General features: G+C 66.4%; 20 protein-coding genes and 1 pseudogene. 13 read left to right on the plus strand and 8 right to left on the minus strand.

Going from position 1 to position 20759, the window contains the following annotated elements:
• Positions 1-21: 21 nt before the first annotated feature.
• Genes FOY51_RS14125 through FOY51_RS14135 form a run of 3 tightly spaced genes read right to left on the minus strand, consistent with a single transcriptional unit; the run spans position 22 to position 2352 of the window.
• Entirely contained in the window at positions 22-828 is an 807-nt protein-coding gene (locus FOY51_RS14125) for an exodeoxyribonuclease III (protein ID WP_149431132.1), read from the minus strand.
• 8 nt (positions 829-836) lie between these two features.
• A complete protein-coding gene (locus FOY51_RS14130) occupies positions 837-1769 on the minus strand; it encodes an N-acetylglutamate synthase, CG3035 family (protein ID WP_149430896.1) in 933 nt (310 codons plus the stop codon).
• Positions 1759-2352: a peptide deformylase gene (locus FOY51_RS14135; RefSeq protein ID WP_149430897.1), complete on the minus strand. Its 594-nt coding sequence runs from the start codon at positions 2350-2352 to the stop codon at positions 1759-1761. The genes FOY51_RS14130 and FOY51_RS14135 overlap by 11 nt, the downstream gene beginning before the upstream one ends.
• Positions 2353-2494: 142 nt before the next feature.
• On the opposite strand from FOY51_RS14135, the gene napA reads away from it, so the two are divergent.
• The 7 genes from napA to FOY51_RS14170 all read left to right on the plus strand — a co-directional run bounded on the left by napA (position 2495) and on the right by FOY51_RS14170 (position 8794).
• Positions 2495-2821, plus strand: coding sequence for a nucleoid-associated protein NapA (napA, locus tag FOY51_RS14140; RefSeq protein WP_149430898.1), 327 nt, complete (start codon positions 2495-2497; stop codon positions 2819-2821).
• Positions 2822-2883: 62 nt separating this feature from the next.
• Positions 2884-3483: a LytR C-terminal domain-containing protein gene (locus tag FOY51_RS14145; protein ID WP_149430899.1), complete on the plus strand. Its 600-nt coding sequence runs from the start codon at positions 2884-2886 to the stop codon at positions 3481-3483.
• Positions 3484-3587: 104 nt separating this feature from the next.
• Positions 3588-4301 (plus strand): superoxide dismutase[Cu-Zn], encoded by a 714-nt coding sequence (sodC, locus tag FOY51_RS14150; RefSeq protein WP_149430900.1) that lies wholly within the window; start codon positions 3588-3590, stop codon positions 4299-4301.
• 54 nt (positions 4302-4355) lie between these two features.
• Positions 4356-5528, plus strand: coding sequence for a glutamate--cysteine ligase (locus FOY51_RS14155; RefSeq protein ID WP_149430901.1), 1173 nt, complete (start codon positions 4356-4358; stop codon positions 5526-5528).
• A 54-nt stretch (positions 5529-5582) separates the two neighbouring features.
• Positions 5583-6926 (plus strand): phosphatase PAP2 family protein, encoded by a 1344-nt coding sequence (locus FOY51_RS14160; RefSeq protein ID WP_149430902.1) that lies wholly within the window; start codon positions 5583-5585, stop codon positions 6924-6926.
• A gap of 81 nt (positions 6927-7007) precedes the next feature.
• On the plus strand, positions 7008-7424 hold the full coding sequence (locus tag FOY51_RS14165; protein WP_149430903.1) for an RNA polymerase sigma factor: 417 nt from the start codon (positions 7008-7010) through the stop codon (positions 7422-7424).
• Positions 7421-8794: an MFS transporter gene (locus tag FOY51_RS14170; RefSeq protein WP_214633102.1), complete on the plus strand. Its 1374-nt coding sequence runs from the start codon at positions 7421-7423 to the stop codon at positions 8792-8794. The genes FOY51_RS14165 and FOY51_RS14170 overlap by 4 nt, the downstream gene beginning before the upstream one ends.
• On the opposite strand, the gene FOY51_RS14175 is transcribed toward FOY51_RS14170, so the two are convergent.
• Entirely contained in the window at positions 8791-9975 is a 1185-nt protein-coding gene (locus FOY51_RS14175) for an Nramp family divalent metal transporter (protein WP_371830450.1), read from the minus strand. The genes FOY51_RS14170 and FOY51_RS14175 overlap by 4 nt on opposite strands.
• A gap of 166 nt (positions 9976-10141) precedes the next feature.
• Between FOY51_RS14175 and FOY51_RS14180 the strand changes: the two genes are divergently transcribed.
• Positions 10142-11329, plus strand: a complete 1188-nt coding sequence (locus FOY51_RS14180) for an ankyrin repeat domain-containing protein (protein ID WP_149430905.1) — start codon at positions 10142-10144, stop codon at positions 11327-11329.
• On the opposite strand, the gene helR is transcribed toward FOY51_RS14180, so the two are convergent.
• Entirely contained in the window at positions 11319-13457 is a 2139-nt protein-coding gene (helR, locus tag FOY51_RS14185) for an RNA polymerase recycling motor ATPase HelR (RefSeq protein WP_149430906.1), read from the minus strand. The two genes, FOY51_RS14180 and helR, sit on opposite strands and share 11 nt — an antisense overlap.
• Positions 13458-13576: 119 nt before the next feature.
• Complete coding sequence (locus tag FOY51_RS14190) at positions 13577-14839, minus strand: MFS transporter (RefSeq protein WP_149430907.1); 1263 nt, start codon at positions 14837-14839, stop codon at positions 13577-13579.
• Between the two features lie 84 nt (positions 14840-14923).
• Here FOY51_RS14190 and FOY51_RS14195 point away from each other — a divergent pair, with 84 nt between their 5' ends.
• The 3 genes from FOY51_RS14195 (at position 14924) to FOY51_RS14205 (ending at position 17474) form a co-directional block, all read left to right on the plus strand.
• Entirely contained in the window at positions 14924-15811 is an 888-nt protein-coding gene (locus FOY51_RS14195) for a LysR family transcriptional regulator (protein WP_149430908.1), read from the plus strand.
• Between the two features lie 77 nt (positions 15812-15888).
• Complete coding sequence (locus FOY51_RS14200; protein WP_149430909.1) at positions 15889-16242, plus strand: YciI family protein; 354 nt, start codon at positions 15889-15891, stop codon at positions 16240-16242.
• Positions 16239-17474, plus strand: a complete 1236-nt coding sequence (locus FOY51_RS14205) for an RNA polymerase sigma factor (RefSeq protein ID WP_149430910.1) — start codon at positions 16239-16241, stop codon at positions 17472-17474. The genes FOY51_RS14200 and FOY51_RS14205 overlap by 4 nt, the downstream gene beginning before the upstream one ends.
• A gap of 39 nt (positions 17475-17513) precedes the next feature.
• On the opposite strand, the pseudogene FOY51_RS27590 reads toward FOY51_RS14205, so the two are convergent.
• Positions 17514-18674: pseudogene (locus tag FOY51_RS27590) on the minus strand (MFS transporter); the annotation flags it as partial.
• 92 nt (positions 18675-18766) lie between these two features.
• Here FOY51_RS27590 and FOY51_RS14215 point away from each other — a divergent pair.
• Both FOY51_RS14215 and FOY51_RS14220 read left to right on the plus strand, forming a co-directional pair.
• Positions 18767-19363: a TetR/AcrR family transcriptional regulator gene (locus tag FOY51_RS14215; RefSeq protein ID WP_371830448.1), complete on the plus strand. Its 597-nt coding sequence runs from the start codon at positions 18767-18769 to the stop codon at positions 19361-19363.
• A gap of 57 nt (positions 19364-19420) precedes the next feature.
• Positions 19421-19903, plus strand: a complete 483-nt coding sequence (locus tag FOY51_RS14220) for a DUF6069 family protein (protein ID WP_235916329.1) — start codon at positions 19421-19423, stop codon at positions 19901-19903.
• Here the strand turns inward: FOY51_RS14220 and FOY51_RS14225 are convergent.
• Complete coding sequence (locus FOY51_RS14225; RefSeq protein ID WP_149430913.1) at positions 19797-20675, minus strand: alpha/beta fold hydrolase; 879 nt, start codon at positions 20673-20675, stop codon at positions 19797-19799. The two genes, FOY51_RS14220 and FOY51_RS14225, sit on opposite strands and share 107 nt — an antisense overlap.
• Positions 20676-20759 lie beyond the last annotated feature (84 nt).

Genomic DNA, 20759 nt, shown 5'->3' on the forward strand with positions numbered 1-20759 from the left:
TCGGTACCGAATCCTGTGCGACTAGCCGATCTCCACGATCACCGGGGCATGATCGCTCGCGCCGAGCCGGTCGCGCTCGTTTCGATCGATACTCGCACCGGTGACCTGTGCGGTCAGTGCCGCTGATGCCAACACGAAGTCGATGCGTACGCCCTCGTTCCGTGGGAAGCGCAATTTGGTGTAGTCCCAGAACGTATATGCCCCAGGCGTATACGGTCGGGTGACCTCGGTGAAGCCGACGTCGAGCATCGCTTGGAACGCGTCACGCTCAGCAGGCGTCGTATGTGTCTTGCCTTCGAAGAACGCGGGGGACCACACGTCGTCGTCGGTGGGTGCGATGTTCCAGTCGCCGGCCAAGGCGATGCGCGCATCGGGATCGTCGGTCAACCACTGCTGCGCGTCCTTGCGCAGTGCTTCCAGCCAGGCCAGCTTGTACGGGTAGTGCGGATCGTCGAGGGAACGGCCGTTGGGAACGTAGAGGCTCCACACGCGGATGCCGCCGCAGGTCGCGCCGACCGCGCGCGCCTCGACGACTTCCATCGGTATCAGCGTGTCGGCGGCGTCGCGATCGAAACCTGGTTGGTCGTCGAAGGCGATCTGCACGTCGTCGAGGCCGATGCGCGACGCGATTGCCACCCCGTTCCATTGGCTGAAGCCGGCATGCGCGACCTCGTAGCCGGCGTCGTCGAACACGTCGTAGGGAAACTCACGGTCCCGGCACTTCGATTCCTGCATGGCGAGGACGTCGACGTCGTTGCGATCGAGCCATTCCACCACCCGATCGACGCGCGTGCGGATCGAGTTGACGTTCCAGGTGGCAAGGCGCACAGGACTGTTCACTCGTGCGGCGGTGTCGCGTAGCGGTACCGGTGATGCTCCACCAGCCCGAAGTTGGCGTACATCGCAAGGGCGGCCTCGTTCTCCGCGGCGACCTGCAGGTAGACGTGGGTGGCGCCGCGCTCCTGACCCCAGCGGATCATCTCGGCGCAGATGAGAGTCCCGACGCCGCGCCTGCGATGGTCTTCGCCGACTTCCACGGCGGTGAGGCCGACCCAACGGCGGTCGTCGGGCGCGGTGGTCACGGTGGCCCTGGCAACGGCGATGGTGGCGTCCGGGCCGCTCAGATGGCCGAAGCCGACAACGCCGTCGATCACCTCGACCAACATCTTCGGCGCCCACACCGGGGGTAGATTTCCGCGATAGCGATACAGCGAAAGCCATTGCGCGCTGGGCTGATCGTCGACCGTCACCATCGACGGTCCGGTCGGCAGCATCAGGTTCTCGATGTCGGCGGCGAGGACGACAACCTCGTCCCAGGTCTGCCAGTCGTCCGGAACGGTCGAAATCCGATCGGGCAGCAGCAGCAACGGCCGCTGTCCGCGATCCTGATACCAGCGCGAGATTCGGGGCAACGACGAAAGGTTTGCCGACTCGTGCAGCGGCACAGCAGAATTGGCGCGACCTGTGAAGCTGGCGCCTGCGCGGAGCAGCCAGCCGTCCAGCCATTCCCGTTCCAAGCCGGGCCAGCCGTCCGCCGCGGCGTGTTCCAGCGCGCGGATCTCGCTGTTTCGAATCGCGCGGACGCCAACGGCTTTCAGTGCGACGACCCGGCTCGCGGCGACTCGGATCAGATGACCGTTGGCGCCGCGGACCGTCGGGGGATCGAGGGAGACCAGTTCCCCGATGACGTCGGTCATCGGGTGCGCATACCCGGGCGGAAGGCGATATCGCATCACCACCCGGGAACCGATCTCCGGGTCAGTCGTCATGGCCGAAGGGGTCGTCGATGGTTCCCGGCGTCCAGCTCAATCCCGGAACGCCCCAGCCAGCTCGTTTGATCGCCTTCTTCGCGGCGCGGGCGTTACGGCCGATCAGTACGTCGACGTAGACGAATCCGTCGAGATGGCCCACCTCGTGCTGCAACATGCGGGCGAAGAAGCCGTTGCCTTCGATGTCGACAGGCTCACCGTTCTCGTCGGTCCCGGTCACCCGTGCCCAGTCCGCGCGCCCGGTCGGGTACTGCTCGCCGGGGACGGAGAGGCAACCCTCGTCGTCGTCACCGTCCGGGTCCGGCATGGTCTCCGGGATGGCGGACGTCTCGAGAACCGGATTGATCACGGCGCCGCGACGGCGGTGGCGGGTGCCGTCGCCGCGCTCGTCCGGGCAGTCGTAGACGAAGAGGCGCAATCCGACACCGATCTGGTTCGCGGCGAGGCCGACGCCGTTGGCCTTGTCGAGCGTCTCGTGCATGTCGGCGATCAGCTCGGCGAGCTCGGCAGGCGTCTGGGTGACCGGCTCGGTCGGAGTGTGCAGGACCGGATCGCCGAAGATGCGGATCGGAAGAATTGCCATGGTCGACAAGGATACTGGCGACGCGCCAGAGCCACGCCGCGCAGTACCGGCCCGCCGATCATGGTTGAATGATCACCGAAGAACAACTGTGTAATTCGCCGCCCCTGGCGAGCGGAGTGACAGGGAATCTACAAGGAGTGAGATGGACGGCGCAGCAGCGCGGAATCAGAATGGCGCGGCCGGTAATGCGGCAAGCGCAACTGAGCGCGGCGAGGACGGTCTCACCCGCCGCGAGCACGACATCTTGTCCTTCGAGCGCCAGTGGTGGAAATACGCCGGCGCCAAGGAAGAGGCGATCAAGGAACTCTTCGACATGTCCGCGACCCGCTACTACCAGGTGTTGAATGCCTTGGTGGACAAGCCGGAATCGCTCGCGGCCGATCCGATGTTGGTCAAGCGGCTCCGTCGGCTGCGCGCAAGTCGGCAGAAAGCGCGTGCCGCGCGGCGTCTGGGATTCGACGTAACGTAGTTCGGTTAAATCGTCCGGCCACGCTGCCGTGGATCGGACGCAGCGTCGTTTAGTGTCTAGGCGTGAGCAATCCGAACCCGCCCTCCGGTGGGCCCCCGCTGCGGGCACTGGCCATGGTGCTGATTGCACTCGCGATCGTTTTCGGCGGGCTCGGCGCGCTCTCGCTGTCCAAATCCGATTCGGGTGGTAGCTCGTCATCGGGCGTCTCGCCCAGCGTGGCACCACTGTCCGGCAGCGCCAATACCCCTGGTGGCTCCGCGGTTCCGCCTACCTCGGCCGCGGGCGGCTCGACGGGCTCGGACTCGGAAGCGTCGTCGACCACCACCAGCGCGGGTGCCTCCAGTGCGGCGTCAGGCTCCGGGTCCGCGGGCGCGTCCGGAACCGTCGACAAGACCGTCGCCGTCCGAGTCTTCAACAACAGCAGCATTACCGGCCTCGCCGCCAAAACCGCGGACGAGCTGAAAGCAGATGGCTGGAACGTCGCGGAGACCGGCAACTACAGCGAGGGTCAGATCCCGAAAACCACCGTCTACTACGGGGACTCGGCCAGCGAAAAGACCGCCGCCGAGGCGATCGCCAACACGATCGGTGCGTCGGCGGAGAAACGGTTCGCCGGAATCGAGAACTCGTCGCCCGGCGTGATCGTCATCGTCACGCAGTAGTGCGTCCGCCAGGCGGGGTGAACTTTCCCGCCGCTATGATCATGTCCACTGCGCGCTGGTTGATATGACGACTGCGCTCGCCCACCTGAGAAGGAGCGGTTTCGATGGCCCCGTCCACAGCTCGTCGCTTGTCCTGGAGTGTCGCGGCACCTTTGATCGCCGTTGCCGCTCTCGGCCTCACCGCATGCTCCAACGGCGAGGAGCCGAGCTCGCAGCCGGGCACCACGCCCCCGGTGTGGACCGGGTCTGCAGCACCGGCGGGTCAGGCAACCGGCGAAGCGGGTTCGGGCAGCGAAGGTTCGGAGGCCGCCGGTAGCGATTCGCTCACCGCACCGCTGAAGGACGCGAGCGGCAAAGAGATCGGCAAGGTCACGTTCACCAAGGACGGCAACTACGTCGAGGTCAAGGCCGAGGCGCAGGGGCTCACCCCGGGTTTCCACGGCTTCCACGTACACACCGCAGGCAAGTGCGAGGCCAATTCGGTGGCCCCGGCAGGCGGCGCACCCGGCAACTTCCTCTCCGCAGGCGGTCATCTGCAGGTCGCGGGCAAGACCGGCCACCCGGCCAGCGGCGACCTGAGTTCGCTGCAGGTGCGCGAAGACGGCTCGGCCGAGCTGACCACCACCACAGACGCATTCACCCTGGACGACCTGCGCAACAACGGTGAAGGCCGTGCCGTCGTGGTCCATGCCGGTCCCGACAACTTCGCCAACATCCCCAGCCGCTACACGCTGCCCGACGGTGCCGCCGTGCCTGATCAGGAGACGATGATGACCGGTGACGCGGGCGCTAGAGTCGCCTGCGCGGTCGTCAAGTAATTCCGATGCCGCGCTGTGTCGATAAGCGCGACCCGCGCGTGGTTTGATCGGACAGTGCCCGGTACCCGATCGGCGTTCGGGGCGAAGTCGTCGCCCGGACGCACAGTCCCATTTGCCGCATCTGCGCGGCCGACGATCGGCGTCGAATGGGAAGTCGCTCTGGTCGACAAGACCACCCGCGACCTGGTCAACAACGCTGCCGACGTGTTCGACGAGGTCGGTGAGCTGAAGGCGCACGACGGCACCCCGCGCGTCAGCAAGGAATTGCTTCGCAACACCGTCGAGTTGGTCACCGGTGTGCACAACACCGTCGGCGAGGCGATGGGCGATCTCGGCGAGACGTTGACCGCCGTACGGCGTGCCGCCGACGCCTGCAACGTCGACCTGTTCTGCGCAGGCACCCATCCCTTCGCGCAGTGGTCGACCCAACAGCTCACTCGCACACCGCATTACGACGAGATGATCGCGCGCACGCAGTGGTGGGGCAGGCAGATGCTGATCTGGGGCGTGCATGTGCACGTCGGGGTGTCGCATCAGGAGAAGGTGTTTCCGATCCTGAACTCGCTGTTGCTGCAGTATCCGCATCTGCTTGCGCTCTCCGCGTCGTCGCCGATGTGGGCGGGCTCCGACACCGGCTATGCGAGCAACCGCGCCTTGATGTTTCAGCAGCTGCCGACCGCGGGCCTGCCGTTCCAATTCGAGAACTGGACGCAGTTCGAGTCGTTCGTCGACGACCAGCTCAAGACCGGCGTCATCGAACAACTCGGTGGGATGCACTGGGACATCAGGCCCGCGCCCAAGTGGGGAACCATCGAAATCCGGGTCTGCGACGGCGTTTCCACGCGCGAGGAGCTCGAGGCCCTGGTCGCGCTGACGCATTGCCTGGTGGTCGACCTCGATCGGCGGCTCGAAAACGGTGAGACTCTGCCGAGCATTCCGCCGTGGCATGTGCAGGAGAACAAGTGGCGGGCGGCCCGCTACGGACTGGACGCCGAGATCATCCTCGACGCCGACAGCAACGAGCGTCTCGTCACCGACGACCTGAACGATCTGCTCGAGCGACTCGCACCGACTGCGCAGCGTCTCGGTTGCGCCGACGAACTCGCGAGCGTCGCCGATATTCCGGCCCGCGGGGCGTCGTATCAGCGGCAGCGACGGGTTGCCGAGGCCGCCGGTGGCGATCTGGTTGCCGTCGTCGATTCGTTGGTGCGGGAGCTCGATCCGTAACGACGCATTCATGTAGTTGGTCGACGCAGTTCATCGGCCGTTTACTATGTACGGATGCTCATCGACGAGGCGAGGTATGCGCGGGCGCCGCAGTCGATGGCCCGTACCCTCGTGCTGGTCGGCTGTTTCGCCGTTGTCGCGTTGCTCGCCACGCTGCAGGTCATCGCGATGCGCTCCGGATTTCAGGGGCCGATTCACGGCCTGATCAGCGATTACATCGCCACTCCCAAGTCTGCTTCGGTGCCATGGGCGGGTTTGGCCATTGCACTGGTCGGCGTAAACAATCGCCGACGGCTCATCGCAGCGGGTGCGGCAATCGGGATCGATGCTGTATTCCTTGCGGAGCGTGGGCTGCGTGGCGGAGTCCTTACCGTCGGTAACGGACCCATGATCGTGCTCACAGTTCTCGCGGTGGTCGCAGGCCTGCGCTGGACCGGACGCGAGCGCTCGACAGCCCTTGGTGCCGCCGCGCTGGGTGCTCTGCTGATCGTCGCGACCAAGGTCGGCGACGCGTGGTTGCAGATCACCGTGATGGCCAGGCCGACCGTGCTGGATCACTACGCGCAGCTGTCCGACCGCGCTCTCGGGAATCCGTCCTGGGTGATGGGTCAGGTCGTCGATGCACTGGGTCCGATCGGGTACGGGATTCTGCACTGGGTCTACATCGAACTTCCGGTCGCCGCGATCGCCGTTGCCATCTGGCAGCTTCGCAACGTCACGCGCGCCGAATGGCCGAATCACTATCTGGTGCGGACGTTCCTGGTGTTGGGTCTGCTGGGGCCGATCGTCTACGTCCTGTTTCCTGTGGTGGGCCCGATGTTCGCATTCGGCAACGGCGGGCAGGGATTTCAGGCAGGCAACTTCTGGCCGAACGTCGTTCCTGAACTGAGCCTGCGCCCGACGGCTATGCCGTTCGACGATTTCACCCCGCGCAACTGCATGCCGAGCATGCACACCGCATGGGCGCTGGCGTTGTTCATCCACTCGCGGAGGGGGCCGGCCTGGCTCCGTTACGGCGGCACCTTCTGGCTGCTCTGCACGCTGACGGCGACGCTGGGCTTCGGCTACCACTACGGCGTCGACCTGGTCGCGGGTGCGGTTCTCTGCCTGACCGTCGAGTCGGCGCTGCGTGAGCCGGAGCGCGGGTGGGGCTGGTTCCGGATTCGACTGGTGGGCGGCGGATTCTTCACGCTGGTCGCGTTGCTGCTGAGCTACCGCTTCCTCGCTGTCGAGATCGCGCAATACGCCGAATTCGCCGGTCCGCTGATCGTCGGCGCATTACTGGCCGTCGCTACGGCGTTCTATGCGACGTTCTTCGCCCGGCCCGGCAGCGTGCTCGGCGAGTGGGGACGGCCGACGGACCATTACGCAGCCGTGGGGATCAGCGCCAAGGCCTAGCGGCTCGACAATTTCTCTTGCCCGACCGCCCGAGATGTGCCAGCTTTGGTCTGAAAACGGACGGGTCGAGGTGGTCACGCGATGATGGGGTGGGTTGCCCGTGCTGCCGCGCAGACGGCCGAACGTGTTCAGGAACCCCGCAATCGGTTCGCGCGCTGGACTGCCCGCTGGCGCCCGCCGTCGACGGCCGTGCCTGCTGCACGCTTCCAAGACGACGACGAACCGTACCCAGGTCACTGGCGCGAGTTGCCGACGCCGTGGCCGAGCACCGATCCGGCGGCCGCGGCGACACAGGCACTGCTGTCGGAGGCGCTGGCAACCTTGCCGACGACGTGGCGTGCCGTCGTGATCGCGCGGGACACCCTCGGCCGGTCGCCCGATCAGGTCAGCGCGGAGTTGGACCTCACCGAACCTGAGCAGACCGCGATCCTCAACCAGGCCAGAGCAGCCCTTCGCGAACGTATGGCGCAGCAACTCACCGGCGAGGACGACCGGTGAACACCCTGAAGCGGCGACTGCGGCCGCTGCAGATCGGCATCGCGCTGGAGGGGCTCGTCCTGTGGGTGCCCGTGGAGAAGGTGTTCATGACCGACATCGGGTTCACGGCCCGGTCGGTCGCCGTCATGGCCGCCGCGTACGCCGCTGTCGTCCCACTGCTCGAAGTACCGTCCGGAGTGCTTGCGGATCGTTCGAGCCGAACTCGGATGATGGCGTGCGGAACCGTTGCGCTGCTGGTGAGTTCGCTGCTCGGCGGACTGAGCCACAACGTGCCGACCTACATTGCCGCGGCGATGGTGCTCGGCGTCTACTTCGCTATCAGCTCCGGCACCGTCGACAGCATCGTCTACGACATGGTGATCGAAGAGACCGGTAGCAGCGACAGCTACGAGATGTGGATCGGGCGCGTCCGACTGGTCGAAAGCTGTGCGCTGGTGATCAGTGCGCTCGGTGGCGGCGTGCTCGCTGCCGTGACGTCTGCCCGTGCAACGTACTTCTTCACGCTGCCTTTCATCGCCGTAGCCGTGCTGGTATTTCTGCGAGTCGACGAGCCGCGCCTGCATCAGGAAGGTGAACGCGTTGCCGTGCGCGCGCATCTCGCGCAGACGTATCGAACGATGATCACCGAGCCTGCCGTTCGGCAGGTGATGCTGTTGGCAGCGCTGGTCGGTTTGCTGTCGCAAGCGGTCTTCGAGTTCGGCCCGCTGTGGTTGGTGGCCTTGGCTGCTCCGGCAGCGTTGTTCGGGCCCTATTGGGCGGCCTTGGTGGCCACGTTGGGTATCGGCGCGGTGATCACCAGCAAGATCGACCTCGATCGCCGCGGAACGACGGCCGTTCTTGCCGTCGTCACGGCCGGTGCCGCTGCCACGCTGGCGCTCACGCATTCGCTGACCGCGGTGATCGTGGCGCAGGCGGTGCTCGCCTTGATGCTCGCGATCTTCGGCATCCACGCGGGCAAGGTGCTCCACGATTGCGTTCCGTCGAACGTGCGCGCCGGTGTGTCGTCGGGCGTCGGCACCCTGTCGTGGATGCTGTTTCTGCCGTTCTCGCTGGCCTTCGGCTGGTTTGCGCACAGCCAGGGCGTCGTCCGGGCGGGCTGGTTCTTCGCGGTGGCCGCCGCGCTGATCGCGATACTGTCGATCACCACCACCGTCACCAGCCGTCCGCTTCCGGAACCGGAAGAACCGGAGCTCGCCTGCCAGCAGTTCGTCGAGCTGGTCACCGGTTATCTGGACGGCGCGTTGCCTGCCGAGCAGCGCGACGCGGTTCGGGCGCATCTCGACACCTGTGACGGGTGCAGCGACTATCTGCACCAGGTCCAATTCATCCTGCAGGCGCTGGCCGCAGCCGGTCCGCAGAAACCTGTTTAGCCCGCCAGCGTCAACCACAACAGCGCGATGTTGAGCGCGATGATCACGCCCGCGACCAGCCAGGCGACGGCGGTGGTGGCGATCGCATTGCGGTTGCCACCCATGAGCTGTGCATCCGATGTCATGCGGACGAGTGGTACCAGCGCGAACGGAATGCCGAAGCTCAAGACCACCTGGCTGATCACCAAGGCCGCGGTGGGATCGACGCCGATGCCGAGGACTATCAGCGCCGGGATCAGGGTCACGACGCGACGAGTCAGCAGCGGAACTCGAAATGCCAAGAGTCCCTTCATGATTTCAGCGCCTGCCGCGCATCCCACCGAGGTGGACGCGAGACCGGACGCCAGCAAGCCGACGCCGAAGACCACCGCGACGCCCGGGCCCAGGGCATTTTCGATTGCGGAGTGGGCGCCCTCGATGGTGTCGGTGCCCTCCTGGCCGCGCAGTGCCGACGCGGCGAGAAGGAGCATCGCGATGTTGACGGTGCCCGCGATCAGCAAAGCGGCGACGACGTCGATCTTGGTGACGCGCAGCAAGTGTCGAAGTCGGCCCGCGTCCTCGATGTGGCCGTGCCGATCGCGCGCGAGCGCCGAATGGAGATAGATGGCGTGCGGCATCACGGTGGCGCCCAGCATGCTCGCCGCCAGCAGTACAGTCTCGCTGCCCTGGAAGCGCGGCACCAGACCCGCCAACGACTCGCTTGCGGAGACATCGGTGAACGCAAGGCCGCTGACGAACCCGATGGTGATGATCGCGAGCAAGCCGATCACCACGAACTCGAAGGTGCGCTGACCGCGGCGATTCTGGATCGCCAAAATTGCGGTCGACACAGCGCCGGTGATGAATCCACCGAGCAACAGCGGCAGGCCGAACAGCAGATGCAATGCGATCGCGCCGCCGATCACCTCGGCCAGATCGGTTGCAGCAGCGACAACTTCGGCCTGAACCCAGAAGGCGCGACGCGATGTGGGTCGTAGGCGGGCACCCAGCTGCTCGGGCAACGATCGGCCGGTGACCAGGCCCAACTTCGCCGAGAGAAATTGAATGAGTACGGCCATCAGGTTGGCAACGACCAGCACCCAGATCAGCAGGTAGCCGTATTTGGCACCGGCCGTGAGGTTGGCGGCGACGTTGCCCGGATCGACGTAGGCGATCGCGGCGACGAACGCGGGCCCGAGCATCGCAATGGACCCGGCGCCGCCGATCTTCGGTGCGCCAGGTTTCGCGTCGGGGTTGCGGATCAACGTCATCGAGTTCGATGACACCACATAGTTCCGCTGACCGCAATACTAATTTCGGGTGACCAAACTTTGCTTGACATGGCAACGTCGGACGTAGCATCGGGGTGTGCCCGAGCCCGACGCCGATCAGCTCCTCCGCCTCGCCTGCCTGAACTACACCGACGACCGCCCGGAATTTCGAGCGCAAGCGAACGCGATGATCGTCGACCGTCCAGAGTTGGCGAAATCGTCGATCCATACGATCGCCGCGGTCGGCGATGTCACCGCCGCCCACGACCTGCTGGCACGAGACCCCAGCCAGGCCAACGCGATCGGCGGCCCGAACGGCTGGCCGCCGCTGCTGTATCTGGTCTATTCGCGAATCGGTGGCGGTAGCGGGCGATCCGCCGTCGAGGTCGCACGCCTTCTGCTCGCCGCCGGCGCGGACCCGGAGGCGGGCTTTCTGTGGGAGGATCTGCCGTCGCCGTTCACGGCGCTGACCGGGGCTTTCGGTGGTGGCGAGCAGGGCCAGCCGCCGCACCACCAAGCGCAGGAGTTGGCCCGGCTGATCCTGCAGGCAGGCGCCGACCCCAACGACAATCAGGCGCTCTACAACCGGATGTTCGAGCCCGCCGACGATCACCTGGAACTGCTCTTCGAGTTCGGGCTCGGCACCGACATCGAGGGTGCGTGGCGGAAGAAGCTCGGCGACGCCTACCCCAGCCCGACGGCGATGGTGCAGGAGCAGCTGCGATGGGCCGCCGCCCACAACATGCCCGACCGGGTTCGCTTGCTGCTCGAGCACGGTGTCGATCCCGACGGTCTCGGCTACCACCCGGTCTATCGCAATCGCACAGCCCATCAATTGGCGACGGCAGCAGGCAACCGTGAGATCGCCCAGCTCCTTGCCGACGGTGGCGCCACCGTCACTCCGCTCGACGACCCCGATCGGCTGATCGAAGCCTGCCTGGCAGGTGACGGCGACGCCGTCGACGAACTGCAGTCCTTCGCGCCCCAGGCGCTGCGCCGCGCCCCCGATCTGATGGTTCGCGCCGCATACTCCGGTCGGCTCGAAGCGGTCCGACTCGCGGTGCAGCTCGGTGCCGACATCGACGCCACCACATCGCGACCGCACAAGGAAACCGCGCTGCACGCCGCCGCACAGGACGGTCATGCCGAGATCGCGCAGTTCCTTGTCGACTCCGGTGCGGACACCACGATTCGCGACCGTTCCTTCGACGGCACGCCGCTGGGCTGGGCACAGCACTGTGGCCACGCCGACGTCGAGGCAGTCCTTCAGGTCGCTAGCTCGTGAGCACGACCAACTGCTGCGTTGCGCGGGTCATAGCCACGTAGCGATCAACCGCCCCCTCGATGCCCTCGCCGAACGTCGCCGGATCGATGAGGATCACCAGATCGAACTCGAGTCCCTTCGCCAGCTCCGGCGTCAGCGACCTGATGCGGGCAGTTGGCTGGAAGCTGGGATCGCCGATGACACATGCGATTCCGTCGGTGTTCCCAGCGAGCCAGGTATCGAGAACCGAACCCAGATCCGAGGTCGGTCCGTGCACCACCGGAACACCGCTGCTGCGAATAGAGGTCGGCACGTTCGCATCCGGGAGAGCGGCCCGGATGACTGGTTCGGCTTCGAGCATGACCTCCTCGGGTGTGCGGTAGTTGATGCTCAGCGACGCCATTGCGATCCGATCGAGGCCGACCCGCTTCAGCCGTTCCTCCCACGACTCGCGGAAGCCGTGCCGTGCCTGCGCTCGATCGCCGACGATGGTGAAGCTGCGAGATGGGCAGCGCAGCAACAACATCTGCCATTCTGCGTCGGTCAGCTCCTGCGCCTCGTCGACGACGATGTGCGCGAAGGGGCCTGCGAGCAGGTCCGGATCGGCGGTGGCCATCCCGGACTCGTCGACCAGCATCTCCTGCAGGTCGTGCTGTCGCAGCTGGGTCATCAGGCCTTCGCCGTCGCCGAATTCGTTGGAGGCGATCAGGTCGTCGATGACGCTGGACATGCGCTCACGTTCCGAGGCGACGGCGGCGATGTGTCGGCGTTGCCGTCGTGACGCCTCGGGATCGCCCAGGCGCAGTCGTGCCGCATCCAGGAGCGGCAGATCGGACACCGTCCAGCGTTGCGCGTCCGCGCGTTGCAACGCCCGCACCTCCTCCGGGCCGAGCCACGGCGCGCACTTGCGCAGGTAGGCAGGCACCGTCCACAGATCGCCGACCAGGTCGACCGCGTCGATCATCGTCCATGCGTTGTCTAGGGTGTCACGCAATTCCTCGTTGTCCAGCAACGACTTTCGGATCTGATCCGCCGTCGCCGGGCCGTCGTACTTGTCCAGCAAGATGGTGAGGAGCAGCTCCCAGATCTGTTCGCGCGCTTCGTTGTGCGGGGTTCCGGGCTCGGGTGCCTCGAATGCCTCGACCCAATCGTCGCGGGTGAGCGGGATGTCGAACCAGTCGGTCGCGACCGTGACGGTCTTGGTCGGCGGCTGCTCGTAGAACTTCACGGCGGCGTCGATCGCCTGCACCATCGCCGCCGACGACTTCAAACGTGCCACGGTCGGATCGGACTCGGGCGGTGCGTCGGCGCCCTCGGTGACCAGGTCGCGCACCGTGCACAGTTGCACGCCGTCCTCTCCCAGGCTGGGCAGGACGTCGGCGACGTACGCGAGGTACGGCTGATGCGGACCGACGAACAGGACGCGGTGCCGAAGACGCGGATCCGCGTACAGCAGGTATGCCACCCGGTGCAGTGCCACAACGGTTTTGCCGGTGCCCGGGCCGCCGTCGACCACCAGCGCCCCGCTCGACCCCGCGCGAATGATGGCGTCCTGATCCGCCGCGATGGTGCCGAGGACATCGCGCATCCGGGTAGATCGGTTGCTGCCGAGGCTCGCGATGAAGGCCGACTGGTCGTCTAGCGCGGCACCGTTTTCCAGGCCGTCGGCGGTGAATACCTCGTCCCAGTAGTCGCTGACGCGGCCGCGGGACCAGCGGTACCGACGCCGACTGGCCAGCCCCATGGGGTTGCCGTGCGTCGCCCCGAAGAACGGCTCGGCCGCGGGGGAGCGCCAGTCGATCAGCAGCTGATTTCCGGCACTGTCCAAGAGGCCTTGGCGGCCTACGTACACGGGCTCTGCGTCGTCCGCGCCGACGATGCGACCGAGACACAGGTCGAGGCCGTAGCGGCGCAGGGTGCGCAATTGGGCGCTCAGGTCGCGGACCAACATGTCGCGCTCCACCAGCTCCTGACCCAGGCGGGCGGGGGCTTTGCGGGCGGACTCGAGCTGCTCGGTGAGGGTGGCAATGGACCGTTCGAGGCTGTCCGCGATGGTCGCGAAGTGTCGTTCGTCGGCGGCGATCAGAGCCGGGTCGGCTTTGTGGGCAAGGTGGTCGGGGAGGTCGAAAGCGGTAGTCAGTGGGGTCATACAGTCAGCTCCTGACCTGATCGAATTGCAGTTTCGTGGCGACCGTTGCTCCGTCGGTGCGAGCGTGGTTCAGCGATTCTGCGGCATCACCCGGGCCTTGCCGCAAGCCCCGGGGTGCGCTATAAATTGAAAGTGGAAAGGAGCGATTCGCTCTCCTTTCCATTTTTTGTGTCCTCGCTCTTCGAGCGCCGCGCCAACAGCAGCGGCGTCGCCAAGAGCAGCAGCCCGGCAATGCCAATGGCGATACGCGGGGTGGTGAACGCCGCGAGCACACCCCAGATCGCCGTCGTCGCAGCTTTCATCAGGTTGGCTGTGATGGACCACGCGGACAGCATGCGGGCGATTCGATCGTTGTCGGTCTGCTCCAACCGGTAAGTCGAGTACACGGGGTTGAACACGCCGATGCTCGTGATGAGCGCAAGTTCCACGACGATCACCAGGATCAGCCCGCCGACCCCGGGACCGATGAAGACCAGCCCGATCGACCAGAGCGCTCGGAAAGTCCCCGAGACGCGCGTCACCCGATCACGTCCGAACCGCGCAACCAGGCCGGACGCCAGCCGGGACCCGACAAGCCCGCCGATGCAGGGCCCACCGAACGCGAGCCCGTACTGCCACGGCGCGAAGCCGAGGTCGCCGAGCATCAGGACTGCCAACAGCGGTGCCGTCGCCATGATCAGCGAGTTCACCGCCACGGTGTTGAAGAACAGCGGTCGCAGGGCGGGATGGTTCAGGATGTAGCGCCAGCCGTCGAGCAGGTCGGCGACGCGCAGTCGTCCGGCGTCGCGCAGGGCGGGGGCGGGCTCGGTGGCGGTGATGGCTCGGAGCCCGACGGCTGAAAGCAGAAAGCTCGCGGCATTAGCGAGCACCGTGGTCGCCGGTCCGAATACGCCGATCAACACGCCACCGAGCGGCGGCCCGATCGCGGTTGCGGTCCACATGGTCGACTCGAACCGCCCGTTGGCGATCAGCAGATCATCCGGTCGGACAAGGGATTTCAGGTAGGCGCCGCTTGCCGATCGGAACGCGATGTCCGCAGTCGCAACAATGACCGAGACCATCAGCAGTTGAAGGAAGGTGAGCAGGCCCATCGCGTATGTCGCAACGACGCTGAGCAGCGCGACGAACCGGACGAGATCCATCGCGATCATCACCGGCCGCTTACGCCGAAACTCCACCCACGGTCCAAGCGGGAGCGCCACCACCGCACCCACCGCAAGTCCGGCGGCCGCCAACATCGACACCGCAAGCGGGCCCGCGTCGAGCGTGTAGATCGCCACCAGTGCGAACGCATCCAACGCCAGGTAGGAGCCGTACGTGCTGACGGCGTACGCCGACCACAGCCACCCGAACTGCCGCCCCAACGACTTCGCACCAAGCATCGCTACATCAAAGCGGTGGCCGATCGGCAGAGCAAACAACCGCTCCACCAGCGCGTCACAACGGGCGGTTGTAGGTTGACATCCGTGGATCTCGTCTCCGTTCGCACCTTCGTCGCCGTCGCGGCTGCCGGCCAATTCCAAGAAGCCGCCGCCGAGCTGTCGGTCACTCAGCAGGCGGTCTCGAAACGCATTGCGGCGCTGGAGAAATATCTCGGGGTCCGGCTGTTCGTCCGCACCGGCCGTGGCGCCCAGCTGACCGCCTACGGGCGCGCGTTCCTTCCGCACGCCCGCGATCTGCTGGAGGTCGAAGCGCGCGCTGCCGCATCGGTGCGGCGCGGCCGGCGTGCCCTGCTCGTGGACGTGATCGGGCGCGGGCTTGCGCCCGCGGGTCTACTGCGCGATTTTCATCGGGCACATCCGGGGACCGAGCTCGACGTCGTCACGCATTTCGACGCGGAGTCCGCGATCGCCGGCGTGCGATCCGGTGCCATCGACGCAACTATTCGGGCCGTCGCCGATATCCGATTGCCCGAGGGGGTGGACGCCGCGCGGGTGTACGACGAGCCGATCCAACTGCTCGTCGGACCGCGTCACCACCTGGCCGATGCCGAAGCCGTGGTGCCGACAGACCTTGTCGACCACAGGATTTGGATGCCCGGCCTGGTCGCCGGAACCGAGTGGGCCGCCTTCTACGACCACTTCGCTGCTCGGTTCGGTCTCACGATCGATTCGTCGGGACCTCATTTCGGTTTGGAGCCGATGCTGGACGTCATTGCCGATTCGGCGGTCCTCGCGACGTTCGTCGGCGCTCGTACGCGCGTGCTCTGGCCGCCCGCGTACGACCTACGACGCATCGACCTGGTCGACCCGACGCCGGTGTACCCACATTCGCTGATCTGGCGCAGCGACAACGAGCACCCTGTGCTCGCGATGTTTCGCGCGCACCTCGACGGTGAAAAACTTTCGTCGTAGGTTGTCGTATCCGTACCGACCCGTTCGTGGAGTAGCTGAGGCAGCCGACCGGCCGCCGCCGAGGAAGGGATCTTCAGATGTCGCAATACATGCTTTCCGTGATCGTCGACCCCAGCGTCTACGACATTTCGACCGAGGACATGCAGGCCCAGGAACAGTACGGAGCAACGGGCAGGCTGAACGACGAACTCAAGGCCGAGGGCTCGTGGGTTTTCGCAGGCGGACTCGCCAACGTCGACCTGGCAACCACGGTCGACAACACCGGCGCCGACATCGTCGTCACCGACGGGCCGTACCTGGAAACCAAAGAGTGTCTCGGCGGCTTCTGGGTGATCGAGGCCCCGGATCTCGATGCCGTGCTGAAGATCGCTGCTCGGGCATCGAAGGCCTGCGAGCAGAAGATCGAGATCCGGCCGTTCGACGGCGCGTGAGCAGCAACAGTTCTCGCGAGATCGATCGGATCTATCGCGAGGAGTACGGCTGGGTGGTGGCCTCTCTTGCGCGTCGTTTCGGCGATCTCGATATCGCCGAGGACGCCGCGGCCGAGGCGCTCCTCACCGCCATGGAGCGGTGGCCGGTCGACGGCATTCCGCCCAACCCTGGTGGCTGGCTGACGACCACCGCCGGAAACCGTGCCATCGACCGGATTCGACGTGAATCCTTGCGCGACACAAAGCATCAGGCAGCCATGATCATCGAAGACGACACCCCACACGAGCCGACCGGACTGGTCGAGGACGACCGCCTCCGACTCGTTTTCACGTGCTGCCATCCGGCCCTAGCGCCCGAGGCACGAGTAGCCCTGACGCTGCGCTTGCTGGGAGGCCTCACCGTCGGGGAGATCGCTCGCGCATTCTTCGTCGCCGAAACGACGATGGCACAACGCATCACCCGCGCGAAGGCCAAGATCAAGAACGCCCACATCCCGTTTCGGGTGCCCGATCAAGACGACGTGACCGATCGGGTGGACGGCGTCCTCGCGGTCGTCTACCTCGTCTTCAACGAGGGCTACCTCGCAGGCGGGGGCGACGACCCGATACGCGTCGATCTGACCGGTGAAGCGATCAGGCTCGGTCGGATCATGCGGCGCCTGCTGCCCGACAACGCCGAGGTGGCGGGTCTGCTCGCGCTGATGCTGCTCATCGATGCGCGCAGGGCGGCCCGCTTCGCAGGTGGGGAGCTGGTCACTCTCGACGAGCAGGACCGCGGCGGCTGGGACCGCGCTCTCATCGCTGAGGGGCACGCGCTGGTGCGCGACTGCTTGGCCAGGGTTGCTGCGGGCCAGGGGCGGCCCGGTCACTACCAGATCATGGCCGCGATCAACGCGGTCCACACCGACGCCAACGATGCGCGCGATACCGACTGGAGTCAGGTGGTCGCGCTCTACGATCAGCTCTACGCCGTGACACCTACCCCGGTCGTCGCACTCAACCGAGCCGTGGCCGTAGCCGAACTCGACGGTCCGAACGTCGCGCTCGCGATCGTCGACACTCTCGCGCTCGACGACTATCACGCCTGGCACGCGTGTCGTGCCGACCTACTCCGCAGGCTTGGTCGCAGTGCAGAGGCACGGTCCGCTTACGACGCGGCCATCGGCGCTACCGAGAACTCCGCCGAGCGGGCCTACCTGACGCGGCGGCGCGATCACCTCGTCAGGCAGTGAGGGCGGAACCTCGCGCGTGACTCTCGTTCGAGCGCGCCCGGCCAGCATCGCAGCTGCGACGAGTACCAGTTCGAGCACGCAGTACCCGAGGACCGTTGTTCGGAGCCCGACCCACTCGACAGCGAGCCCTGCGACGAGGGCAGGCAGGCTGAACGCCGTGTAGCTCACGACGAATGTCGTCGCGAATGTCTGCCCGCGCTGATCGGCAGGAGTCTCGTCGGCGATGGCTGCCATCACGACCAGGAAGGTCGCGCCGAACCCGAAGCCGGCTATCGCCGAGCCCACGACGTAGAGCGGCAGGGTCTGGGCGAGCATCGCGGCGAGCGTGAGCACCACGCCGACTGCGAGCGCCGCCAAGCCGAGCGGGCGGCGTAACCGATCGGCGATCCGCGGGGTCACCGCGGCGCCTACCGCACCGGTCAAGAAGAAGGTGCCGAGTATCGACCCGACCACGAAGTGGTTGCCGACGCCGAGCACCCGAGCGATGACCGAAGAGCCGAGTGAGAGATACAGGCCGCCCAACGCCCAGGTCGAGATCATCGCAGGCACCTGCGACACGAAGACCCGCCGAGCGGCCGGTGGCACCCCGACGGTCGGACGCAGTGCCCTGGCGAGGTCGAACCGGCCCGGACGAGTCGCGCGGGGCGCCTCCGGCACGAGCAGCAGCAGGCCGATCAGCGCGATGTATGCGGCAAGGAGCACCCAGAAGACCAGGTAGCGCGGGTACGACGCGTACTGAACGAGCGCCCCGGCGAGCATCGCCCCCGCGAATAGGCCGACGGTAGGAGCCGCACTGGCGACGCGGGCCCCGGTCGGGGCGCTCGGCTGCAGATCGACCGTCATCGCGGTGAGGGTGCCGGTCGCCGCCCCGGTGGCGAGGCCTTGGACCACTCGCGCCGCGATGAGCCCGGGCACACCGTCCGCAACGACGAACAGCAGCATGCTGACGGCGAGGAGTGTGAGCGCGCCGATGACCACCGGGCAGCGACCGACCAGGTCGGAGACCGAGCCGACTGTGAGCAGCGAGCCGATCAGCGCGAGAACGTAGACCGCGAAGATCACGGTCAGCGTGAAGGATGAGAACCCCCATAGCTGCTGGTAGACCGGGTAGAGCGGCGATGGTGCGGCGGCCGCGCTCAGCATCGCAACGGTCGAGGTTCCGGTCACGACGAACGCGACCGGCCTGGGGAGCGTGTACATAGGGCACCTTTACTAACGCAGTCACAATTGCTTTAACGGTACGCTAGCACCGCTCGGTGGCAAAAGCCACTGTCGCTGCAATAATGGAGAGCATGGCCAGCACCACAAATCTCGAGAACGACGCACCGATCCGCAGGCCGGGCGGTCGTAGCGCGCGGGTGCACGCCGCGGTCTACGAGGCGGTCGGCCAGCTCATGGGCGAGGGACGACCGGACAAGATCACCATCCCGAGCGTGGCTCAGCGCGCCGGCGTCAACGCCACCAGCATCTATCGCCGGTGGGGGGACATCGACGCGCTACTGGAGGAGGTTGCCGTCGCGGCCCTCACCCGGGAGGGCGACCTGCCGCCCGACACCGGCACCTTCGAGGGAGACCTGAGCGAGTGGGCCGGGATCATCATCGACGACATCAGTCGACCGCGACGGACTCGTTACCTGCGTGCCATGGTCTCAGCCCGCGACAGTGTCGACACCTGTCCATGCTGGGAGCAACGTCGGACCCAGGCCGCTGACATGATCCGCCGGGCAGACGATCGCGGCGAGCCGACGCCCACCGAGGACCAGGTCGTCGACCACATCGTCGCGCCGCTCTATCACCACGTGGTGTTCGGCCTGGCAGCCGACCGGGAGTACGCCGCGCGGCTCGCGCGCGATGTCGTGTTCATGGCCGGCGCGGCGACGCGTCGCTGACCCGTCGAATCGCAGAATTACTTTCTCGGGACCTGTCGTATTGGGTAGAGCCCGTTCGTGGAACTGGTGAGAGGCGGCAACAGGCCGCCGCAACATCAGGAGTCCGAGATGACCGCCACCGCCTACACCCAGTCGACCGTTTCCAGCACTTCCGCTTCTGCGCCCGCCTTCTGGCGTCCCGCAGCCGTTGCGGCCATCGCTGCGGCCGCCGCGACGACGGCCGTTGCCGCCGTCGCTCACGCTGCCGGTGTTTCCCTCGAAATCCAGGGCCAGCAGATCCCGCTGGCGGGCTTCGCGCAGCTGACGCTGATGTGCGTCGCCGTCGGCATCGTCTTCGCCGCGGTTCTGCGTCGCTGGGCACGTAATCCGCGCGTCGCGTTCGTGCGTACCGCGATCGTCGTTGCGGCGTTGTCGCTGATCCCCGACGTGATCGTCAGCGCAGCCGTCGACACCAAGCTCGCTCTGATGCTGACGCACCTTGTCGCAGCCGCGATCGTGATCCCGGTGCTCGCCGCACGGTTGCGTCGATCCGAGCGATGATCTGCGCGGGCGCATCCCACATCGGTACGTGGCCTGCGCCCGGCAGCAGATATGCGCGTGTATGCGTCGGCAGGTGGATCGGCGAGCGCGCACCGGCACCCAGGATCCGATCCCGGGTGCCGAACAGCACTGTCACGGGAATCTCCAGGCCGCCGCCGCCCTCGAAGTGTCGCTGCAGCGTTGCCCGAAATATCGCCGGAAACTGCGGTGCAGACCCGAGGTCGGCGGCCATCCGAGCCGCCGCGGCGGCAGGTAGCGCCCCAGGCCTACCGACCGAGCCCGCGAAGAGCAGCCGTCTGAGCACGGCATTTCTCGCCGCCACCTGCACCAGCCGCGGAGCGCGTCGGGTCAGGGTTCGCATCGCCAGTAGCGCGACGGCCGAGGCGAGCGGCGTGTTGTCGGTCCAGAGCCCCGCAGGCGCGATGAGCGTCAGCGATTTCGCGCGGTCGAGCTTGGCGAGTTCCAGCGCGACCCAGCCGCCGATCGAATTCCCCACCACGTGCATCTTGTCGATGCCGAGGTCCGTCATTGCATCGGCGATCACCCGCGCCAACCGCGCAGGCGTCGGTTCGCTCCCGTCCGACACCGACGCGCTCGTACCGTGTCCGGGTAGATCCGGAGCAAACACTCGATAGCGCGTGCGCAACTCGGGCACCAGCGGCGACCACGTGTCGTGCGACAGGCCCAGTGCGTGCAGCAGCAGCACCGGTTCGCCCTGCCCCGATTCGTTCCATGAGAGTGCCGTCTGCGGCACAGAGCTTGTGTTTGTCATGCACGAATGACGACAGAGCTGCTCGAAATGTGAGTGCGCTCCCGATTCTCACGTTTTCGATCCGTGCTCCGTCATTCAGGGCAA

Origin of the sequence: Antrihabitans cavernicola, assembly GCF_008297975.1 — a bacterium.
GTDB classification, from domain to species: Bacteria; Actinomycetota; Actinomycetes; order Mycobacteriales; family Mycobacteriaceae; genus Antrihabitans; species Antrihabitans cavernicola.

Excerpts from the sequence above, each read along its gene's own strand:
- FOY51_RS14130 (WP_149430896.1), bottom strand. The coding sequence starts at position 1,769 with ATGACGACTGACCCGGAGATCGGTTCCCGGGTGGTGATGCGATATCGC.
- FOY51_RS14135 (WP_149430897.1), bottom strand. The coding sequence starts at position 2,352 with ATGGCAATTCTTCCGATCCGCATCTTCGGCGATCCGGTCCTGCACACT.
- napA (WP_149430898.1), top strand. The coding sequence starts at position 2,495 with ATGGACGGCGCAGCAGCGCGGAATCAGAATGGCGCGGCCGGTAATGCG.
- sodC (WP_149430900.1), top strand. The coding sequence starts at position 3,588 with ATGGCCCCGTCCACAGCTCGTCGCTTGTCCTGGAGTGTCGCGGCACCT.
- FOY51_RS14160 (WP_149430902.1), top strand. The coding sequence starts at position 5,583 with ATGCTCATCGACGAGGCGAGGTATGCGCGGGCGCCGCAGTCGATGGCC.
- FOY51_RS14165 (WP_149430903.1), top strand. The coding sequence starts at position 7,008 with ATGATGGGGTGGGTTGCCCGTGCTGCCGCGCAGACGGCCGAACGTGTT.
- FOY51_RS14175 (WP_371830450.1), bottom strand. The coding sequence starts at position 9,975 with ATGCTCGGGCCCGCGTTCGTCGCCGCGATCGCCTACGTCGATCCGGGC.
- helR (WP_149430906.1), bottom strand. The coding sequence starts at position 13,457 with ATGACCCCACTGACTACCGCTTTCGACCTCCCCGACCACCTTGCCCAC.
- FOY51_RS14190 (WP_149430907.1), bottom strand. The coding sequence starts at position 14,839 with ATGCTTGGTGCGAAGTCGTTGGGGCGGCAGTTCGGGTGGCTGTGGTCG.
- FOY51_RS14200 (WP_149430909.1), top strand. The coding sequence starts at position 15,889 with ATGTCGCAATACATGCTTTCCGTGATCGTCGACCCCAGCGTCTACGAC.
- FOY51_RS14215 (WP_371830448.1), top strand. The coding sequence starts at position 18,767 with ATGGCCAGCACCACAAATCTCGAGAACGACGCACCGATCCGCAGGCCG.
- FOY51_RS14225 (WP_149430913.1), bottom strand. The coding sequence starts at position 20,675 with ATGACAAACACAAGCTCTGTGCCGCAGACGGCACTCTCATGGAACGAA.